The sequence below is a fragment of the Bradyrhizobium sp. USDA 3364 genome, assembly GCF_054056355.1.
Map to the genome: position 1 here is coordinate 1,966,854 of NZ_JBSRYG010000002.1, position 17,397 is coordinate 1,984,250.

The window sequence follows — 17,397 nt, forward strand, 5'->3', positions numbered from 1 at the left end:
AATCACCATGTCCGTTTTGAGGAACGCGCGCGTCCGTGCACGCCCCTGATCGCCTACATCGAAGGCGGCCACTCGCTGAAAGAACTGGATCATTACCCGACCGTCTCGCAGGAGATTGCAATCGAATGCGCCCGCTGGGACCTCTCCTTCGTGTACAACCCACAGGGTCGTTCAACCATGAACACCATTTAAATATCGCCTGGGCCTAAGACAACAATTCTCAAGTTGGTGATCGCAATGCTTCTGTCGTCAACAAAAATGAGATTTGTTGCTCCGAGGTTCAAGGGCTCCAGTGTGACCCTGCGATCGTTGAGCGTATGAACATCGACGATATTCGGATCGCCGATCAGCACCGTCTTGAAAGGTCTTTCAAGCGCAAGTGCCGTCGGAGCGCCGAGCCTTAGGGTGATCGTCTGGCCCGCGGCGCGAGCGACCGGGATCGTAGTTAGGAGCCAGACCAATACGATAACGCAAGTTCGCATGCGAAGCATAGCAGTCGCCATGGCAATTCCTCCGGCGTGCTCAAGCCGAGTTTTCAGGTTCCCCCACCAAACCAATGGTCCGCGCTCGTTTCAGGCGGCCAATTGCGGGCTCACCAGCATACGATGAGACCGCGATTACTACAGCCGACCGCCCGGGTCTCTCTTCAAAAGAAGCAAGCGGGTGCTTATTTCGCACGCCGCCATCGAAGTTCGCTTGTGCCGCCGAAGGATGCGATGGTCGTCCACGTTTGTTCGTCGCTCGCAAAGGAGGTGATCGTCCGTTTCTGGTCGGTACCGATCCAACTCGGCCAAGTTGCGCCTTCGACGTGTTGAATGACCGCGCCGTCCGCCACTGTGTAGGTGCCGAAGAAGCCGATGCTTCCCTGCACGATTGCCATGTTTTCCTCAGGCGTGCCGTGCATCCGGTTGTTGGACGAGAATTTCGGAAGATCAGGACGCGAGACGACAATGGCGAAATGACCGTCGCTGTCGAATATCGCGATCCCCTTGGGAGATGGACCAAACGGCGCTACCTTGCGACCGTCTGCAGAAGTGTTGACATCTGACACGAGAGTCCACGTGCCCACAAGGTCTTTGGCTGTCGGGGCAGCCGAGCCGGAAGCAATGGTCCCCAGGCACAACAGGAGAGTCAGGGTAATCTCGCTCAAACGCTTCATGGCATGCCTCGCTTGATGGCTCCAACAAGATGTTCTGATGACTAAAAGGCGACGTTCTCGCTCGCGTCACGGCATTGTGGCCGGTGAGGAAAAGGTTTTGGTGGCATCCGTGACAAACAGAACGAGAGCGGTCAGATCACTGGTCCCGCCGCTGGAGACTTGCATCGGCATGCCGGGTCCCTGCCCGGGCATGAATTGACCAGCGGGGATATGGCTCATGCCGTGTGGCGTCTGCTGGCTCAGCTCGCCTGTCAGCACGTAGAAGCTCTCGGACCCTGGATGGGTGTGGACCGGTGTCTTTACCCCCGGTGGTCCGCCGGTGATATTGACGCGCAGCAAGTACTCGGTCGCAGAGACGGGCGGCACGGGTCCAATTTCGGCAACCTCGGTGCCGCCCGACGATGATGAGCCCTTTGGACCGAGCGTGAATAGCCAGTCCTTGCCTGAGGCTTTCGCGGTGAGCGCAGTCGGTCCCGCCGCGGCTTGCGCCTGGGCCAGTGTGGGGAAGGTGTCGATGCGCCAGAACAACGGTCCGGGCGGCAATTGCGGGATTTTCCTCTCGGCGATCGGCTTGACGTCAAACTGCTGCGCCGAGGCGGGTGACCATGCCGGCGCCGCCAACGATATTGCGGCAAGCCATAGACGAAATGTGCGTCTGGAACCGGGTGCGCGGAAGTACATCTGCACGCCTCTTGCTTTTGTACGCGTTGCGCCGGGCTGCGCGAGCGCAACAATTAGTCGCGCTGCCGGCTGCTCGGCTATTCAATTTCCGCTGCGACCTTCAAATTTCGCCAAAAACGGACTATCCTATACTCAAGGTTGGGCTCTTCGGTGCATCTGCGATGTCGAAATCTGGTCCGATCACCGGTGACGATCCTGCTAACGACTCCACAGGTGCCGTGGAATTCTCCGGGCCATTGCCGGCTGACCTTGCGCGCGCTACCGGTTGGCTTCGCGACCATCTGTGCGAACCCGTCCGACTCGATATCCTTGCGCAGATTGCCGGTGTTCGCCCACGAACACTGGAGACACATTTCAAGGCGTTCCTGGGTACTACGCCACTTGGATGGGTGCGCCGAATGCGGCTCGCCCGGGCGCGGCAGGAATTCGTTCGGTGGGGAGCGGACGCGACAGTCACCACTGTAGCTCTCAGCGCCGGTTTCACACAGCTTGGACGTTTCGCGGCTGAGTATCGCAAGGCGTTCGGTGAGCTCCCGTCGGCGACTGTGCAGCGCGCGAGAAATCCATCGCCGCAGCGCTTTGACCAGGATTTCGACGAGGCGATCCGGCTGACGTTGGCCGCGCTGCCGTACGCCTTTGCTGTCGAACGCCGGCAATGCAATGCCGCGCTCGAAGAGTTGTGCCGTCCCCAAGAGCTGGCCCCCGACTATGGATTGCCCAAGGCGGTTGCCGGTTGGTGTTGGGCGCAGCGTGCGGCCCACAATTTCAGTTCGACCCCGAATGCGGATCGCGAACAAGCCTGCCGACTGGCGCAACAGGCGCACGATCTTGCACGGAACGATGCCCTGACCCTGACACTGAGCAGTGGCACGCTCGTGCTGCTGCATCGACTGGAAGAGGCCGACCGGCGGCTTGAGCAGGCGCTCGCACTTGATCCGTGGCTGGCATATGCGTGGATCCGCCGCGGCTGGATGTCGGCCTATTTCGGCGATGGCGACGGCGCTATTCGCGAACTGAGAATCGCGCTTCATCTGATGCCGTTCGAGCCGCTGCGCCACATCACGTGCATCGGAATGGGCGGCGCTCACTTTGCTGCCGAGCGGTATGATCGCGCGGCAAAATGGATCAAAGGCGGTGTGGAGGCGTACCCGGAATCTCATTGGGCCCAGAGAATTGCAGTAGCGGCGGTTGCCTTGACGGGAGCGCGGGCAGAAGCTCGCCGGATGGGGCGGCAGCTCATTCGAAAGGACCCCGGTTTGACGGTTTCCGAGGCCCGACGTGCGTGGCCATTTACCCCAAGTTTTATGTCCCGCCTCGGCGATGGACTTGAAATCGCGGGATTGCCCCAAGCCTAGAAAGCGAGCGATGGTGCCAAGCGGGACAAGCGCGTGCACCGGTCCGTTGATGATGAGACTTTTGTGCCTGCTTCGCCTGCTGTGCGGGGTGCTTGGGCGGGGTGCTTGTACTGGGCGGTTGGAGGCTTCGGCTCGGTTGGCTGACTTACCGGAAATATCTCGCGCATGTATGCGGCGAGCGTTCCGGATTGTGGTCGCCCAAAGCGGCCCTTTCGCTTTCAGAAACTCCTATTGAGACGGACGCCTGAGACAGACAATCGCAGCACGAATCGCCTTCACTTGCAGGCCTGCCGCATAGGTCCATATTCTCCGTGCCACCGGAGACATTTGCCGGCATCGATCAATGTCCGAGGTGTCGCGATCCATCTCGACACCCGCGCGCGAGGAACACTTTGGCCCGCGGCGAGTCCTGAAAGCTATATCGATCCTCGTTTGCGTTTGGATCGAGCATGGACAAAGCGGCCGCCTATGCGATCTCAGCCTTAATCGTCGGCGTCGGCGCATGGATCCTTATTGCCGGCCTAAGCTCCAGCGCGCCCGCTTTCTGGATCTGCGTCGCTCTTATCCCCATAGCAATCGGGTTTCTGAGCGCTTTCGGGCCAAAGTAGCAATCAATTCCTTTCGGGTGCCTTCGGCGTGTCCAGCACCATCGAGAATCGATTAGTCTGCAAGACGCGTGCGACGCGCGCCGCCGACAGCCAAGGGTTGGCCGGGCGGGATGGGCCACTGGGTCGACCTTCCCGTTGACCTTTTCCTATCCGTCTCCTCTTGGTACGGCTCACGGCCTGACCTTGCAGCGCGACAGCAGGTATCCGCGTCGCTTGCTATGCAGCATGCCGCTTGCGGGTACGGGCAGCTTTTTTGGCGGAGCGCGATCGTTCGGTCGCCGGCCGGCTCGCCGATGCCTGCCCGCCGAGTTTTCCGCCCTTGCGGGAGGGGGAGTGATCTTCTGTCTTTCCGCTTCCTGACCCGCTCTTCTTGCCGCCATGGGTTTCCTTGTTGACGGTTGCCCAGGCTCGCCTTTCAGCTTCATCTTCGGGCACGCCGCGACGTTCGTAGCCCTCCTCAATGTGTTCGGCTTGTCGCTTCTGCTTGTCCGTATAGCTGGATTTGTCACCACGAGGCATGAGAGCACTCCTGTCGTTTCTCTCGAAACGAAAACGACATTCGGGATGCACGGTTCCCCCGCACTGCGCGATGACCTTGGCTAGCTGGGAAACGGCCGCATCACCGATGCGGCGTCGCATCGGAGCCTCCCGAAGCTTCCGCGTAGGAAGAGAGACGTCAATGGATGACAGTCAGCTTTCCTCGGTGCCGTTGGAATCCCAAGCCGCGTCGCGGTCGAGCATTTGCTGGACCTTACGCCGGCCGTCCATGAAGCCCGGGCTCCTCGGCAGCCGCCATGATTTCGCGGACGTTTTCCCTCGAGAAGAACTCAGAAGGTGAGACGGTCCCAGCATTCATCTGCGCAAAGCCGTCCATGGCTCTCTGATTGCCGCAGATCGCTCCGAATAGCTGCTGCATCTCGACCGGAGGCGGCTCCAGCGTCGCGAGTTGGCAGGTGAAATCGTACATCGGCAAGACCCCGGCGTCGCGGGCCCGGTGGTAACCACCCATCACCGCCTCGAACGACCGAGTCCCGGTGAGGCATTCGTCCAACGCAGCGGCACATCGTTCGGCATCGCGGAAGGCGTCGTTGATGCCTTGTGCCGTGATCGGATCCTTAAGGTAACTGGCGTCACCTATGAGCATCCAACCTCGACCGTAAGGCTTCCGGAGAAAATTAGGCGTTGGGGCGCCGACCAACCGCCCCTCACGCTTTGCACTGCCCAGACGATCGGCAAACTCAGGCGCAAGCTCAAACTGCTTGAGATAGTTGGCTTCAATGTTCGTCTTGTTGGTCGCATATTCAGCGTAGGGCCACCCTCCGACAACCATCGTCAGGCCGTCATGGGTTTGCGCCGCCGCAAAACCCCGGTTAGGACGGATATAGGTTTCGAATCTGCCGTTCATCGGAAGACCGCTCCAGTAGGCATAATAAGGAGCGAGTAGTGGCGGCCTCTGGTTGTACTTCTCCGGCCGGACCGTCTCTGCAACGATTGAGTTCCGCCCATCCGCCCCAACGACGAGGTCGGCATGTTCGGTAATGACGTCGCCCCGTTTCGACCGGCCCTTGATCCCGATGGCGCCTCCGTCTTCCATCAGGATCTCCTCGACCGTAAAATCCTCTCGGGTTTCAACGCCGGCTTCAGCCGCAGCATCCACGAGCAGCTTGTCGAGAACAGTGCGCCGGGGACAGTACGCAACCGGAGCATCCTGCGTGCCGGGCGCGCCGGCGATCGTGAATGGACCGAAGTTGAAGGCATACGTGTCGATCGGCGGGACCCCGGTTTTGAGGAGCCGATCGAGCAGCCCCCATCTCGAGAGAGCGGCTACGGCGAGGGGCTGCACTACATGTGTAGAAAGCGTGTCGCTGGGGAAGTTCGCGCGGTCGACCATCAGAACACGGTAGCCCCTACGCGCCAAAAGCATTGCCATTGGAGATCCGGCGCAGCGCGCTCCGACGACGATTGCTTGATATGTCTTGCCCATTTCTGCAACTCTCTTAGCCGTTATGTCCCGGTTTGATTTCCCCCACGCGCATTGTGAATAGAGAACGTTCCACTGAGCCGATGCTGGCACCAAGCCGCTCCCGCATCGGTCGCAACGTCGCCGATGCCGTCAAGAACCTTCCGCAGATGGCCGACGCCCTGGGCTCTTATCAATCTTGAGACCACCAATTGTCAGACGACCTCACCGTCGATACCGAAGCGCCTCCTCATAGGATTGCAGGCCTGGACCGCGCAGCCATTCTTCGATGTCTAATTTTGTCGCCGTGGATGGCTCAGCGGCGGTCCCTCTTTCCTTCAGGCCACCGATCGCTGTGCGGACGGCCGGACGTTCTGGTTCAACCGGAATAAATTGCCAGGATCGTATTTCGACTTCAGCGCCATGAGATGCGCGTAGTTCGTACCGTATGCACTGGACACGCGATCGGCCTCGTCCTCGGGCATGAAGTTGACGTAGACGCCGCCGGTTGCATGAGGTGCCGCTTCTGTGAAGAGCTTCCGCGCCCATTCGATCGAGCGCTGCGTGTCCGCCGGCTCGCGCCATCGGGTATGCACATTCATCGCAAAATTCGCGTTGCGATGCGGATAAGCCGTTGCGTCAGGCGCTACACGGCCAGCCTCCCCGCCAAGCTGCCCGATGAAGATTTCGCACTCTTCGGTCGGAAGTTGCGCAACCTGGCTGACGAGGACATCCAGGAGGCCGTCGCTGAGTTCGACGAAGTTATGCGACTTCCAATAGTTGCAGGCACCCGGCGTCAGCAACGGGTCGAACGCACTCTGCCATGCGGTGAAGGGCTGCATGCCGACCACGTCGGCAATGGGTGTTCCGAGCCCGCGCAGCGGCTCCAATGCCTGGTTGCCGCCGCGCTCATCGCCAAGGTAGCAAACCGCAAAGACGAGGATTTCCTTGCCGTGAACGTCAGCTGGCAGGAAGGGAAGCGGTGGGGCCTTCCTGAGGACCACCCATTGCGTGAGTTCGTCGGGCGCATTGGCTGCGGCCTCGCGATAGCCGGCGAGAAGCTCTCTTGCCCGAGCAAAGGGATGGACAATCAGACCGGACAGCACGTTGGGGCCGACGGGGTGCAGGCGGAATTCGAACGAACTCACGACGCCGAAATTGCCGCCGCCTCCGCGCAGGGCCCAGAACAAGTCGGGGTTCTCGGTGGCGCTCGCCTGCATCAGCTTGCCGTCGGCAGTCACTACGTCCGCTGAGATGAGATTGTCGACTGCCAGCCCGAACTTGCGGCTGAGCCATCCGAAGCCACCGCCAAGTGTCAGCCCCGCCACGCCAGTTGTCGAATTGATGCCGAGCGGGGTCGCCACGCCCGAAGGCCTGTGCCTCTCTGTCGAAATCGCCGAGGGTAGCACCGGGTTCGACGCGCGCGGTGCGGCGAACGGGATCGATCCGCACGCCGCGCATCAGCGAGAGGTCGAGCAAGAGACCTCCCTCGCATACGGCATTCCCGGCAATGTTGTGTCCCCCTGCCCGCACCGCAAGCAGAGCACCGTGCTCACGTGCAAAAGATACGGCGCGCATGATGTCGGCGGCGCCTCTGCAGCGGACCACTGCGCGGGGCTGGCGGTCGATCATCGCATTCCAGATCGTGCGGGCCTCATCGTAGCCTGCTTCACCAGGGAGGCAAACCTTGCCTCGCAGCGTTTCGCGGAAAACGGCTAACGTCTCACTTCCAACGACAGTTGCCCCGCCCTGCAGCGAGGCCAGCCGGATCTCCGTCATGGCGTCTCCTCCAAAAGGTACGGTTGTGTCAATTTCGGTAGATGATAGTTCCACTGCTCCCGACGACGTCAGCAAATCGATCGTCGCTCGCAAGGCCGACAGGAAACAGTTCGACTCTTCGCCGATCGCTCTACCGAACGGGAATTTCCACCTGGACGTAAGTCCCTGTGCCGGCAGAAAGGTTCACGGAGGTGCGGCGTTGAATGCGACGGGTTGGCATGGAACTTCGGCCAGCTCTCGGGTTGAACCGCAACCCCCTCGACGGTAGTAGCAACCGTAACGTGCGCGAACCGTACTCGTACTCGGGCAACGAACGGGCGCAATCTGCTGGATGAAACGGCGTCGGTCGCGTAACAACACAGTCTGTTTCCGGGATTAGAGCAGACGCCCCAGCTCAGTCTTCACCGACACTCGCGGCGCTCAGTCCATTTCGGGGACGTCGGCCTCATTCGAATGGGATCACGCGAGCAATCGCAGGACTGCTGCTTGAGGCAACTCAAACTCGGTCGTCACGTTCCGTGTGTACCATCGACCCATGCGACTGGGCGGTTGGCCGGATAAAGGGATTAGCCTGCGTCAAGGTAGACAGGGCCGAAACTAGGATCCCCATAAAATGACGATCCAACCGACTGCGTGGCGATAGCCCATACCCGCGTCGACATCGAAGGTTCGGCTCGCAAAAAATGATGCAACACGAAGAGACCGCTGGCGCTGGACAGCGGCCTCTTCCGGCCCGGATTGAAATTTCTAGGAGGCGAAATCCCGTCCCGGATCCGCCCCTATCAAGCACCAGCGCGGCGCTGTTGTGGAGTCGAAATTGCGGGTTGCACCTAACGGAACAATTGTGATGTTGCGAGAGCGCTACACAGTCGTGCCTGACCAATCTCTTTGTCGCTGAAGCCATCGTCGCGGTTGGTAGCGCCTCTCAACGCGCGCGACCGACGCGATCCTGGGGCCATGACCAAACACAGCGCCGCTCACTCTTACGATTCATGCGAGCGACGTTGGTTGTAGCGCGGGTATAGGTGACGGAAAATCCCGACGACGGCAAGTTTGCCGCGGAGCGCAAGGATTTCATAGTCCAGAGCAGTAGCTCGCCTCGGCGAGGCAGAAGCGAACTGGACCAGCAGTTTCAACTATGTCGACCAGAGGCGCGGGTTCGCCGTGATTATCCCCTGCATGCGGTCCGGACGATTGTGAACGGAGCACAGTCAGACTGGGGCGCGAGTTTGCTGCGCTATAGTTGTCACCCATCGGACAGCCGTTGATCCCGCTTGAGAAGCTGTTGCGGACGATGCTGTTACAGGCGTTGTATTCGATCCGTTCGGAGCGGCTTCTGATGGAGCAGCTGGAATATGACCTGCTATTTCGCTGGTTCGTCGGAATCGGCATCGACCCTTCGCAGTTTCCGAAGAACCGCGGCCCGTCGGCAAACGGCCCGCCGACCAGGCAGCACATCGCCCGAAAGCCACGTGGTTGAACGGTTGCGGCGTAATGCCGTGAGAGCCGGAGCCGTTCCCGCCTCGCGCCGCATCCGGGCACTCCCCAGCACGTCATTCATCAGACCGTGGCCGGATGACAAGATAATCCAGCATCTAGCGAGGCAGAGCATACCGAACGGTGAACGACGGACCGTAAGCGTCGTTCTCAGGCCACAGCTTTGAGGTCTTGACGACAATAGGCCCACGGAAGCAGTTGATCGATGTCGCTGTTTGGATGGCCGTTGACGATCCTGGTGAGGGCGTCGGTCAGGTAAGCGAGCGGATCGACGTCGTTCAGCTTACAGGTTTCGACCAGGGAGGCGATGGTGGCCCAGTGCTCAGCGCCGCCGTCGGAGCCTGCGAACAGCGCATTTTTCCGGTTCAGCGTGATCGGACGGATCGAGCGCTCGACGACGTTGTTGTCGAGCTCGATGCGGCCGTCATTGATGAAGCGCGTCAGGCCCTCCCAGCGTGAGAGCGCATAGCGAATGGCGTCGGCCAACTTGCCCTTTTGGCTGATCAACGCGAGCTTTGCGCGGAGCCATCGCTCGAAGGCTTCCGCCAGCGGCCGGATTTTCTGCTGCCGAACGAGACGGCGCTCCTCGGCGCCGCGACCACGGATGTCCCTTTCGATGGCGTAGAACTCGGCGATATGCTTGAGCGCCTCGCTGGCAATGGGCGCGGGACCGGGTGTGGCAAGTTCGTAGAAGTTACGTCGCATGTGCGACCAGCAGAATGCAAGTTGGACATCGCCACGCTCGGCGAGCTTGCCATAGCCGGCATAGCCATCGACCTGCAAGATCCCTTCGAAGCCTGCGAGATGGGCGATCGGCCGATCGGCTTTGCGATCGGGGGCATAGACATAGGCAACGCCCGGCGGATCGGCACCGCCCCACGGCCGATCGTCCGCTGCATAGGCCCAGAGCTGACCGGTCTTGGTGCGCCCGCGGCCGGGATCGAGCACCGGCATCGTCGTCTCGTCGGCGAACAGCTTTGGCCGTTGCCTGAGCTTGCCGAGCAGACGGTCATGCAGCGGACGCAGGTGGAAGGCAGCTTGTCCTACCCAGTCCGCCAGCGTCGAACGATCGAGCTCAATGCCCTGGCGGGCATAAATCTGCGCCTGCCGGTAGAGCGGCAGGTGATCGGCATATTTGGAGACCAGGACGTGGGCGACGGTGGCCTCGGTCGGCAATCCGCCCTCGATCAGCCTAATCGGGGCCGGCGCCTGCATGACCCCGTCCTCGCAAGCCCGGCAGGCGTATTTGGGACGCCGGGTCACGAGGATCCGGAACTGCGCCGGGACCAGGTCCAGCCGCTCGCTTCTATCCTCGCCGATCCGGTGTAACTCGCCCTGGCAACAGGGACAGGTCTTGCCCTCGATGTCGACGACGACCTCGATCCGCGGCAGGTGCATCGGCAAGGCGCCACGGTTGCCGCGGCGCGTGCGAGCCCGCGCCTCACGGCCTTCAGGTGCGCTCACGTCCTGTGCCGTCTCGTTGTATGCGGCAACCTGCTCGACGTCTTCCAGGCCCAGCAGCATCTGATCTTCAGGCAGCGTCTCTGCCCGCCGGCCAAACCGATGCCGCTGCAATTCCTTGATGATTTGACGCAGCCGCTCGCTCTCGCACCGCTCGGCAAGCAGCATCGCTTTCAGCGTCTCGGGATCGTCAGGCAGGGCGTCGCTCACACCCAATTCAGAGCATATTCGCCGCCATCTGGCGACGCGTCCGACGCTCCTGATTCACTTCGCCGCAGCGCTGCCAACAGCTATCCGGCTTGCGTTGGCGCCGGCGTCTCTCGCGCCTCATGCACAAGCCGCCAGTCGAGCCCCTCCAGCAGTGCCGACAATTGCGCCGCCGATAGGCGCATCACGCCGTCCTCGATCTTCGGCCAGCGGAAGATCCCATCCTCGAGCCTCTTGGCGAACAGGCACAGACCCGTTCCGTCCCAGAACACCAGCTTGATCCGATCCGCGCGCTTGGCCCGGAACACATAGACAGCTCCCGAGAATGGGTCTGCCCGCATGCTCTCGCGCACCAGGGTCGCGAGCCCTTCCATCCCCTTGCGGAAGTCCACCGGTTTGGTCGCCACCATCACCCGGACCGCACCCGACGGGCCGATCACCGGGTCACCTTCAGTGCCTGGACAATCGACGCAATCATCGTCGCATCCGCACCACGACCGGCCCGGATCGTGATGCCGTCGACTTCGATCTCGATGATCCCGGCATCGCAACGGCGAGCCCGGGTATCCGCCTTGGCCTTGCAGCGCACCGCTTTGCGCTCAACAGCGGGCGCCGGCACCGCGGCATCCACCACCGCCGGCACAAACTGTACTTCTTCCATTTCGGAATGACCGCCTGCTCCTTCTCGCAACTGACGTCGCCAGCCAAACAACTGCTGCGGTGACAATCCATGCCGTCGGGCTACCGAACAGACCGAGTCGCCGCTCGCCACGATCTCCGCAACGATCCGCGCCTTGTCCTCATCGCTCCACTTCCGCCGGCGGCCGGCTCCGGTGAAGACCTCAAGCCGCCGCACCGGCTCCGTGATAGCGCTATGCTCTGTGTCCATTCTAAGCCTAACGGTCCAAACCGAACCGCAGACTCGCAGATCACTCCGTCATCCGGAAGGTGGCCGCTGAACAGCGCTTACGACGGACCGTCCTCGCTGGGAGGTTCATAGATCACAACGTCGGCCGGCCGCATAAGCTGGCGCATGGCGCTGCAGGCTATTGCGTGCATGTTCTGATCCGGGCTCACTATCCGATGCAGTTCGCCTGCGTTGATCTCGATATGCGGACGCCCTTGTCTGGCCGCCCGACCGATCTGAGCCTCGGCCTCTTCGCGGAATTCCTCCGTGGTGGGCATGGCGCGCCCTCATTCCAATCGCTTTGATAATCAACTACTGATGAAAATTATAATCCCACTCTATCAGGTCGCGCCGGCTTCACAACCTTAGTTAGTAACCAACGACTATTCTCGTTGTCTGAATTCACTCGCCGCGCATAGAATCCTTCCCCAAGCAGAGCGACGTTCGGCCACCGCTGCGAACAGGGCTCCGGTGATCAAATATCCGCAACACGTCCTAGCATCGTTGGCGCGGCGGTTCATTTGAAGACGTATGGTATCGGCACGGGCCTTGCACTTTAGGATGGTGTTGGAATTTCAGTGTCCCGCTTCAGGAACAAACTGTCGCCTGGTGTGCAATTTTGACACCAGCGATCCGATCATAGGGAGGTATCGTTGAACGACACACCGCCTCTACACGCGAGGTTCATCGTTCGAAGAGGAAGCATCGACTGGATGGTTTATGATCGAGTAAGTAAGGGTCCGGCGCAGTTGGAAAAAGGTGGTCCCTTCGCCGAGAAGTTGACGAAGGAACAAGCCGAACGCATAAAACAGACGCTGACGGACGTCCTAAGCAAGCAGGTGCCTCGGTGATCATGCCCTCTCGGCGGCGTCAACTCGCCTATGTCACCGCAGTCATTGCCACCGCCATTGGAAGCGCGTGGCTGCTGGCAGACGCGATGTTGTGAGCGTTTGGGGGCTAGACGATTTCCCAATCTCTATTGAATAGACCTCCGCTAGCTCTGGCTCGTTTTCAATTTGCGTCACCGTCGCCGAGGCCGCTAGACTCAAAATCGCCTTTCAGAGCCGTCCGGAAGATTGAGCCGTGCCCGAAACGCCGCTCGCGCACAGCAGGAGAAACAGCGCACGCTGCGCCTTGTATCTCGCTCCGGCGCGGCTGCATTCCGAGCCGCACATGACGGCCTCTCCTCCAGCCACGCAGACGGACCATTTCCACCTGCGGCCGCGCCGCTTCAGCACGATGTCGAACGCCGCAAAGCGATCGTGGTCCGTCAGAGAGGTCACGCCGCGAACCGTTTTCCGGGAACCAAGCCTGGAGTTCGTCGAGCAGCCGTTGCTCGCGCTCGATCCAGTTTAGGTATGGTTCGCGCTCGTTCCCGGTTTTCCGGCTGGCCAGCAGCAGCCGATGGTGGCCGATGACCTTCTTGCTGCCGCCGATCAGCATGTCGCGGAACGTCGGTCATAACGACGTCCCCGCGATCGGGGACGGGCTTTCGGCAAGGTAGACGTGACGGGAAAGGATTCGGAAAACAGCGCCTCGGCAGCGGCCTGCTCCTCGGAGAGCCGCCGTTCAATAAACTGTCGTTCGAGGTCCGACAGCCTCGTCTTCAGCAGCCGTCGATAACGGTAGATGTTGTTGCGGTGAGCACGGATACGGGCAATTTCTTTATCGAACATCGTCGTCACTCCAGACGGTCTTCGTTGTCCTTTTTCGGTTTCGAGAAGCGGAACGAATTTCCAGCGCCCAAAATTTATCACAACGCTTTCGCTGTCAAGCATGACGGCGCTCGCGGTCGGTTGCGCTCCGATCCTTTAGGCTTCGCACGGCGATCGGAATCCGGTGCGGCTTCATCGCTTCGGGCGGCCTGGGCTATTTCCCTTCGTGCGTTGGAGGCCCCGATAAGGCCCCCGATGTTCGTGGTAGGCCGAGCAGTTCGGGTCTAGAAGACCGCATCGATGAAACTCCGGTCTCGGAGGGACTGTATCGCTGTCCCGAAGGTGAGAAGGCCACTCCACGAAGCAGGTGCAGCGGTCATCATAGCCGTGGCTTCATTGGCGTTGGCATTCGCGCGGGCGTCAGACAGATATCATGTCAACGCTGCCGCTTTCCCCAGTTAAACGCGCTTGACAAATAGCGTTCCAGCTTGGGGCGGGCCTTACATTCCAAATGAATGCCTCATCTGCGCCGCCATGCGCTGTATGGCATCGGTGTATCGGCCGTGGGCGAATTGCTGGTCGGCAATGTAGAGAGCCAAAACAACGCCAATGACTATCAGCAATCCCTTCACGGAGGTCTCCTCCTGTGATTCTCGCCCGAGCTTGGAGCCGTACTGGCGCTTTTGACGCAAGCCTCAATTCAGTTTCGTCCGAAGTTCGGCGATAATCTCTCGCTGGCTGTCGGCGTACTCTTGGGCGACGGCGTTAGCCTGCTCGGTGCGAGCCTGGTCAGCAATTATGCCGAGTTGACGCCTGATCTCGTTCTCCAGGTTCTGGAGATCGTCGGCGGTCGGTCGGTCCGGATACTCTCCAGCGAGAGCACGAGAGATTTTCAGCTGCGCTTCCAGGGCACGTCGATGCCGTTCTCGATTCATACCACCGATATTGGCACAAACTGCATATCCATTGAAGCCGATCGGGCTATAGAAATCTTGGATGGGGCCGCCGGGAACATCCGCTGAGCCTTGGGTGCCGTTCTCCTAAAGCAAACATCCCACTTCAAGAAATCAAAAAAGACCACTGAAGTTAGCGGCGATGCCACGGGCCAGCACCGCATCTCGGGTGCTGACGACACCCGCGCTGGGGAACTAGGACACTGTTGCACGCAAGCTATTGCGGAAGGATCCGAGTGGGGCACAGTATCGAAGCTGCCGACCTCCAAGAGATAAAATCGGCGGATCAGGTGACGGCTCCAGCACTGGCCCCCCAGCCCCCAGAAGTGCTGGGGCCGTTTCTTTGGAAACTCGCGAGTGGGAATTAGTCTAGGAACACTCGCGCCGATGTCGCTTGGCCAATTGTCGATGGCAAAGGATCACAAGGCGCCGTCGGCGTTCCGACCCCAAGCCCTAGCTAGGCGGTTGGGGGCCGAGTTGCGGCGGAAGTACCGCGCCCCTGCACGGGTCGCAATCGGATGCCCGTGCCGTTGAACTGTGGCCTTGAGAGCCGCCATAACGCCCAGGATTATTTCGTTAGCAGGACCAAAAGCTTAGCCTTATTCTGGGCAAAATTGGGCATGAGCCTTCGCGTTCCGTTGGATTGGTCAGGAGGATCAACCAGCATGATCAGGATTGGTGCCCTCGGAGTATTCGGCCTGGTCGGTATAGGAGTTGTCGCAGCGCTGGGTAGGAATCCAACGCCCGAATTGCCGACGATAGACTATCCCGTGGCGGCGACCTTGGGCAAAAGCGACCGGCTTCCATTAAAGGTCGATGACGACACAGTCGGGGCCGCTGTCGCGAATGAACCCGCGCAAGCGGACCAGGCTGCCGTGGTGACAGTGGATGCTTCAGCCGCCCCCGCTGGACCCATTCAAATCGTCGTCACACCCCGTCCATCCGAATTACGGACGACACCGTCCAAGATCATTTCTCGACACTGGCATGATCCAGCGGACACGGGATACAAAACGACGAAGCGAAAAGCGGCGGCCGGCAACAGTTCGCCGCCGGTACGGCCCGAAATGCCTAAGCAGGCCGGCGAGAAGAAAAACTGTGGCCAGAGCGGGTTGGACACTTTCCTCCGGTCAATCAACCTAAAACAGGGCTGCGTTTCATGAGCGATCCCGCGGCAGGCGGCGCGCCGAGGATCGCTAGGCAGACCTCATGCTGCTCATCTCCGGTTCACCTTTGACGTCTTACTGTGCGCGATGCTTTAAGATGCCAACACGAAAGAAGCCATGAAACTCAAATTTTTACTTGTTGCGCTTGCTGCGCTCGGCAGCGTTGCTGTGGGAGAGACAGCGTCCGCGATGCCGTTTGCCCCACTTTCGCCCGTTTCGAACGTCGAGAACGTCGCAGTGGTCTGCGGCCCACGGGGTTGTGTCCGTACCGCGCCTGTCTACCGACGATACGGCTACGGCTATCGTGGCTACGGTGTCCGTCGCTACGGTTACGGCGTGCATCGAGGCTACGGGTATCACCGCGGATATCTCCGTCGGTGATTAAGGGATCGCGCCGGCCAGTTTTCCCGCTGCGGCCCTAGCGGCACCGTCACCGGTTAGCATCCCCGGACGCGGCCCCTGAGGCAACATTATAGCATTCGTTCTGGCCTGATAATGGAATTTGGATGCCTGTTTGGGTCAAAGCGGAAATCGAAGCGCGCAACCGCGTCCGGAAGGACACGTCGTCATCGACAGTATGCACGAGCATGGCTTCCTCCCCGTCGTCGCGCGGTAATGAGTGGAACTTACATCCAATGTCGGATACCCAATTTTAGATTTGCGGTGCCAAGGAGCCGACCTCCCGCCTACGAGGGGGCGCGAGTTCTCGCCTGATCATAATCCCCGCCGAGCAGGCCTTGGTACTGCGACCTCACGGTTTCGTAGCATTCACAGGCCGCATCCTGCAGGCCCTCAAGGTTGGTGATCCGGATCTTGCCTCTGCTGTACTGGATGATTCCGGCTCGCTGAAGGGTGTGCGCCACCAATGTCACGCTCGTTCGATTGACACCGAGCATCTCTGCCAGGAACTCTTGCGTGAATAAAAGCGTATCGTTTTGCGACAAGTCTCTCGACCTGAGCAGCCACCGGCAAAGACGGGCCTCCACATGATGCGCCGCAATGCAGGCGGTCGATTGCTGCGCCTGCGCATATAGGGTCTGCTCAGTCTGATCAGTAGCGAAAGAAACGGCTGGCTTTGCATGGCCGCTGCCCTGAGCCCCTCCAGACCGCAAACCATTGCCTCGCCGCTCAGTTGGATTACGGCCCGGCTTAATGCCATCTTGCCATCAAGCGCCGCCGCCGCTCCAAGCACGCCATCTCGGCCGACCATCGCGGCCTCCACGACCTGGCCACTCGACAGCATAACCACGATCGAGACGACTGCGCTGGTTGGAAAATAGGTAGCGTCGATGGTATCGCCTGCCTCGAACAAGACCTGGTCCTGTTCGAGATGCAGGGGCTTCAGGTGAGGCTGAAGGGCAGCCAAATCGCCCGGAGAAAGCGATGCGAGAAGTAAGTTGCCTCTATGCGGCATGCTGCGCTCCCTCGGTTGTGGCCGGGAGCGCAAAGGACTCTCAGTCAGCGGCGCCTGTGGTTTGCCGTCAATGGCCTGACAGTACGCTCAAGTGGGGATAATGCTAGGCTCATATCGTCCCCGGCAACTTGAGCTTCGATGATCGAAAAGAACCCTCAACGGACTTCGCGAAGACTATCCTTACTGTCGAATAAGTCGGTCTATCGTGCTTGCCATCTCCGCTATCGCATACGGTTTAGGTAAAAACCGGCCGCCGTCGGGCAAGTCGCTCTCGGTGACATATGCATGGCCTGATGTGGCAACGATCTTGATCGGTGGCCAACGACCTTTGACGAAATGGGCTAGCTTAAGTCCATCCATCGATCCCGGCATTTGGATGTCAGTGAACAGCAAACGTATGTCACTTCGCTGCTCAAGGATCGCGATAGCCTCCTCGGCCCCGGCGGCCTCGACGACGTCGAAACCGGCGGCTTCGATTGCTGCGCTAGCGTTCATTCGGAGAAGCGGGTCATCTTCGACGACGAGCACAACAGGTCGTCTGCGAGCGCTGGGCTGCATGGGTGCGACCTTCTGTCTTTTTGGTGGCTGGCGGCCC

18 protein-coding genes and 2 pseudogenes are annotated in these 17,397 nt (G+C 60.3%); 4 read left to right on the forward strand and 16 right to left on the reverse strand.

What is annotated here, in order from left to right:
* Nucleotides 1-188 precede the first annotated feature (188 nt).
* The 3 genes from ACVILL_RS09130 to ACVILL_RS09140 all read right to left on the reverse strand — a co-directional run bounded on the left by ACVILL_RS09130 (nt 189) and on the right by ACVILL_RS09140 (nt 1,840).
* Nucleotides 189-503, reverse strand: a complete 315-nt coding sequence (locus ACVILL_RS09130; protein WP_456728762.1) for a pilus assembly protein N-terminal domain-containing protein — start codon at nt 501-503, stop codon at nt 189-191.
* Nucleotides 504-667: 164 nt separating this feature from the next.
* A complete protein-coding gene (locus ACVILL_RS09135; RefSeq protein WP_456728763.1) occupies nt 668-1,159 on the reverse strand; it encodes a lipocalin-like domain-containing protein in 492 nt (163 codons plus the stop codon).
* 66 nt (nt 1,160-1,225) lie between these two features.
* Entirely contained in the window at nt 1,226-1,840 is a 615-nt protein-coding gene (locus tag ACVILL_RS09140) for a cupin domain-containing protein (RefSeq protein ID WP_456728764.1), read from the reverse strand.
* A 161-nt stretch (nt 1,841-2,001) separates the two neighbouring features.
* On the opposite strand from ACVILL_RS09140, the gene ACVILL_RS09145 reads away from it, so the two are divergent.
* Nucleotides 2,002-3,195: a helix-turn-helix domain-containing protein gene (locus tag ACVILL_RS09145; protein ID WP_456728765.1), complete on the forward strand. Its 1,194-nt coding sequence runs from the start codon at nt 2,002-2,004 to the stop codon at nt 3,193-3,195.
* A gap of 824 nt (nt 3,196-4,019) precedes the next feature.
* On the opposite strand, the gene ACVILL_RS09150 is transcribed toward ACVILL_RS09145, so the two are convergent.
* The 3 genes and pseudogenes from ACVILL_RS09150 to ACVILL_RS09160 form a co-directional block, all read right to left on the reverse strand.
* Entirely contained in the window at nt 4,020-4,322 is a 303-nt protein-coding gene (locus ACVILL_RS09150; RefSeq protein WP_456734217.1) for a plasmid stabilization protein, read from the reverse strand.
* A gap of 232 nt (nt 4,323-4,554) precedes the next feature.
* A complete protein-coding gene (locus ACVILL_RS09155; RefSeq protein ID WP_456728766.1) occupies nt 4,555-5,787 on the reverse strand; it encodes an NAD(P)/FAD-dependent oxidoreductase in 1,233 nt (410 codons plus the stop codon).
* Between the two features lie 314 nt (nt 5,788-6,101).
* A pseudogene (locus tag ACVILL_RS09160) lies at nt 6,102-7,542 on the reverse strand (FAD-binding oxidoreductase).
* Between the two features lie 1,076 nt (nt 7,543-8,618).
* Here ACVILL_RS09160 and ACVILL_RS09165 point away from each other — a divergent pair.
* Nucleotides 8,619-8,962 (forward strand): annotated as a pseudogene (locus tag ACVILL_RS09165) (transposase); the annotation flags it as partial.
* A 227-nt stretch (nt 8,963-9,189) separates the two neighbouring features.
* Here ACVILL_RS09165 and tnpC read toward each other — a convergent pair.
* The 7 genes from tnpC to ACVILL_RS09200 form a co-directional block, all read right to left on the reverse strand.
* On the reverse strand, nt 9,190-10,668 hold the full coding sequence (gene tnpC, locus ACVILL_RS09170) for an IS66 family transposase (protein WP_176534836.1): 1,479 nt from the start codon (nt 10,666-10,668) through the stop codon (nt 9,190-9,192).
* Nucleotides 10,669-10,790: 122 nt separating this feature from the next.
* A complete protein-coding gene (gene tnpB / locus ACVILL_RS09175) occupies nt 10,791-11,147 on the reverse strand; it encodes an IS66 family insertion sequence element accessory protein TnpB (protein ID WP_456718266.1) in 357 nt (118 codons plus the stop codon).
* Complete coding sequence (tnpA, locus tag ACVILL_RS09180) at nt 11,144-11,596, reverse strand: IS66-like element accessory protein TnpA (protein ID WP_456728767.1); 453 nt, start codon at nt 11,594-11,596, stop codon at nt 11,144-11,146. Before tnpA ends, tnpB begins: the two co-directional genes overlap by 4 nt.
* A 77-nt stretch (nt 11,597-11,673) precedes the next feature.
* On the reverse strand, nt 11,674-11,892 hold the full coding sequence (locus ACVILL_RS09185) for a hypothetical protein (protein WP_456728768.1): 219 nt from the start codon (nt 11,890-11,892) through the stop codon (nt 11,674-11,676).
* A gap of 733 nt (nt 11,893-12,625) precedes the next feature.
* Nucleotides 12,626-13,057: a hypothetical protein gene (locus ACVILL_RS09190; protein ID WP_456728769.1), complete on the reverse strand. Its 432-nt coding sequence runs from the start codon at nt 13,055-13,057 to the stop codon at nt 12,626-12,628.
* On the reverse strand, nt 13,051-13,392 hold the full coding sequence (locus tag ACVILL_RS09195) for a hypothetical protein (protein ID WP_456728770.1): 342 nt from the start codon (nt 13,390-13,392) through the stop codon (nt 13,051-13,053). The genes ACVILL_RS09190 and ACVILL_RS09195 overlap by 7 nt, the downstream gene beginning before the upstream one ends.
* A gap of 377 nt (nt 13,393-13,769) precedes the next feature.
* Nucleotides 13,770-13,901, reverse strand: coding sequence for a hypothetical protein (locus tag ACVILL_RS09200; RefSeq protein WP_456728771.1), 132 nt, complete (start codon nt 13,899-13,901; stop codon nt 13,770-13,772).
* Between the two features lie 51 nt (nt 13,902-13,952).
* Between ACVILL_RS09200 and ACVILL_RS09205 the strand changes: the two genes are divergently transcribed.
* Together ACVILL_RS09205 and ACVILL_RS09210 are read left to right on the forward strand one after the other, a co-directional pair.
* Entirely contained in the window at nt 13,953-14,291 is a 339-nt protein-coding gene (locus ACVILL_RS09205) for a hypothetical protein (RefSeq protein ID WP_456728772.1), read from the forward strand.
* Between the two features lie 596 nt (nt 14,292-14,887).
* A complete protein-coding gene (locus tag ACVILL_RS09210; protein WP_456728773.1) occupies nt 14,888-15,385 on the forward strand; it encodes a hypothetical protein in 498 nt (165 codons plus the stop codon).
* A gap of 689 nt (nt 15,386-16,074) precedes the next feature.
* Here the strand turns inward: ACVILL_RS09210 and ACVILL_RS09215 are convergent.
* From ACVILL_RS09215 to ACVILL_RS09225, 3 genes are all read right to left on the reverse strand, one after another.
* Nucleotides 16,075-16,374, reverse strand: coding sequence for a Crp/Fnr family transcriptional regulator (locus tag ACVILL_RS09215; RefSeq protein WP_456734218.1), 300 nt, complete (start codon nt 16,372-16,374; stop codon nt 16,075-16,077).
* Nucleotides 16,257-16,802, reverse strand: a complete 546-nt coding sequence (locus ACVILL_RS09220; protein ID WP_456734477.1) for a Crp/Fnr family transcriptional regulator — start codon at nt 16,800-16,802, stop codon at nt 16,257-16,259. Before ACVILL_RS09220 ends, ACVILL_RS09215 begins: the two co-directional genes overlap by 118 nt.
* 180 nt (nt 16,803-16,982) lie before the next feature.
* Complete coding sequence (locus ACVILL_RS09225) at nt 16,983-17,360, reverse strand: response regulator (protein ID WP_456728774.1); 378 nt, start codon at nt 17,358-17,360, stop codon at nt 16,983-16,985.
* Nucleotides 17,361-17,397 lie beyond the last annotated feature (37 nt).

What these genes read in the sequence shown, in the direction of transcription:
- ACVILL_RS09130 (WP_456728762.1), bottom strand. Translation starts at nt 503, where the DNA reads ATGGCGACTGCTATGCTTCGCATGCGAACTTGCGTTATCGTATTGGTC.
- ACVILL_RS09135 (WP_456728763.1), bottom strand. Translation starts at nt 1,159, where the DNA reads ATGAAGCGTTTGAGCGAGATTACCCTGACTCTCCTGTTGTGCCTGGGG.
- ACVILL_RS09140 (WP_456728764.1), bottom strand. Translation starts at nt 1,840, where the DNA reads ATGTACTTCCGCGCACCCGGTTCCAGACGCACATTTCGTCTATGGCTT.
- ACVILL_RS09145 (WP_456728765.1), top strand. Translation starts at nt 2,002, where the DNA reads ATGTCGAAATCTGGTCCGATCACCGGTGACGATCCTGCTAACGACTCC.
- ACVILL_RS09150 (WP_456734217.1), bottom strand. Translation starts at nt 4,322, where the DNA reads ATGCCTCGTGGTGACAAATCCAGCTATACGGACAAGCAGAAGCGACAA.
- ACVILL_RS09155 (WP_456728766.1), bottom strand. Translation starts at nt 5,787, where the DNA reads ATGGGCAAGACATATCAAGCAATCGTCGTCGGAGCGCGCTGCGCCGGA.
- tnpC (WP_176534836.1), bottom strand. Translation starts at nt 10,668, where the DNA reads ATGCTGCTTGCCGAGCGGTGCGAGAGCGAGCGGCTGCGTCAAATCATC.
- tnpA (WP_456728767.1), bottom strand. Translation starts at nt 11,596, where the DNA reads ATGGACACAGAGCATAGCGCTATCACGGAGCCGGTGCGGCGGCTTGAG.
- ACVILL_RS09185 (WP_456728768.1), bottom strand. Translation starts at nt 11,892, where the DNA reads ATGCCCACCACGGAGGAATTCCGCGAAGAGGCCGAGGCTCAGATCGGT.
- ACVILL_RS09190 (WP_456728769.1), bottom strand. Translation starts at nt 13,057, where the DNA reads ATGCTGATCGGCGGCAGCAAGAAGGTCATCGGCCACCATCGGCTGCTG.
- ACVILL_RS09195 (WP_456728770.1), bottom strand. Translation starts at nt 13,392, where the DNA reads ATGCTTGACAGCGAAAGCGTTGTGATAAATTTTGGGCGCTGGAAATTC.
- ACVILL_RS09210 (WP_456728773.1), top strand. Translation starts at nt 14,888, where the DNA reads ATGATCAGGATTGGTGCCCTCGGAGTATTCGGCCTGGTCGGTATAGGA.
- ACVILL_RS09220 (WP_456734477.1), bottom strand. Translation starts at nt 16,802, where the DNA reads ATGCCGCATAGAGGCAACTTACTTCTCGCATCGCTTTCTCCGGGCGAT.
- ACVILL_RS09225 (WP_456728774.1), bottom strand. Translation starts at nt 17,360, where the DNA reads ATGCAGCCCAGCGCTCGCAGACGACCTGTTGTGCTCGTCGTCGAAGAT.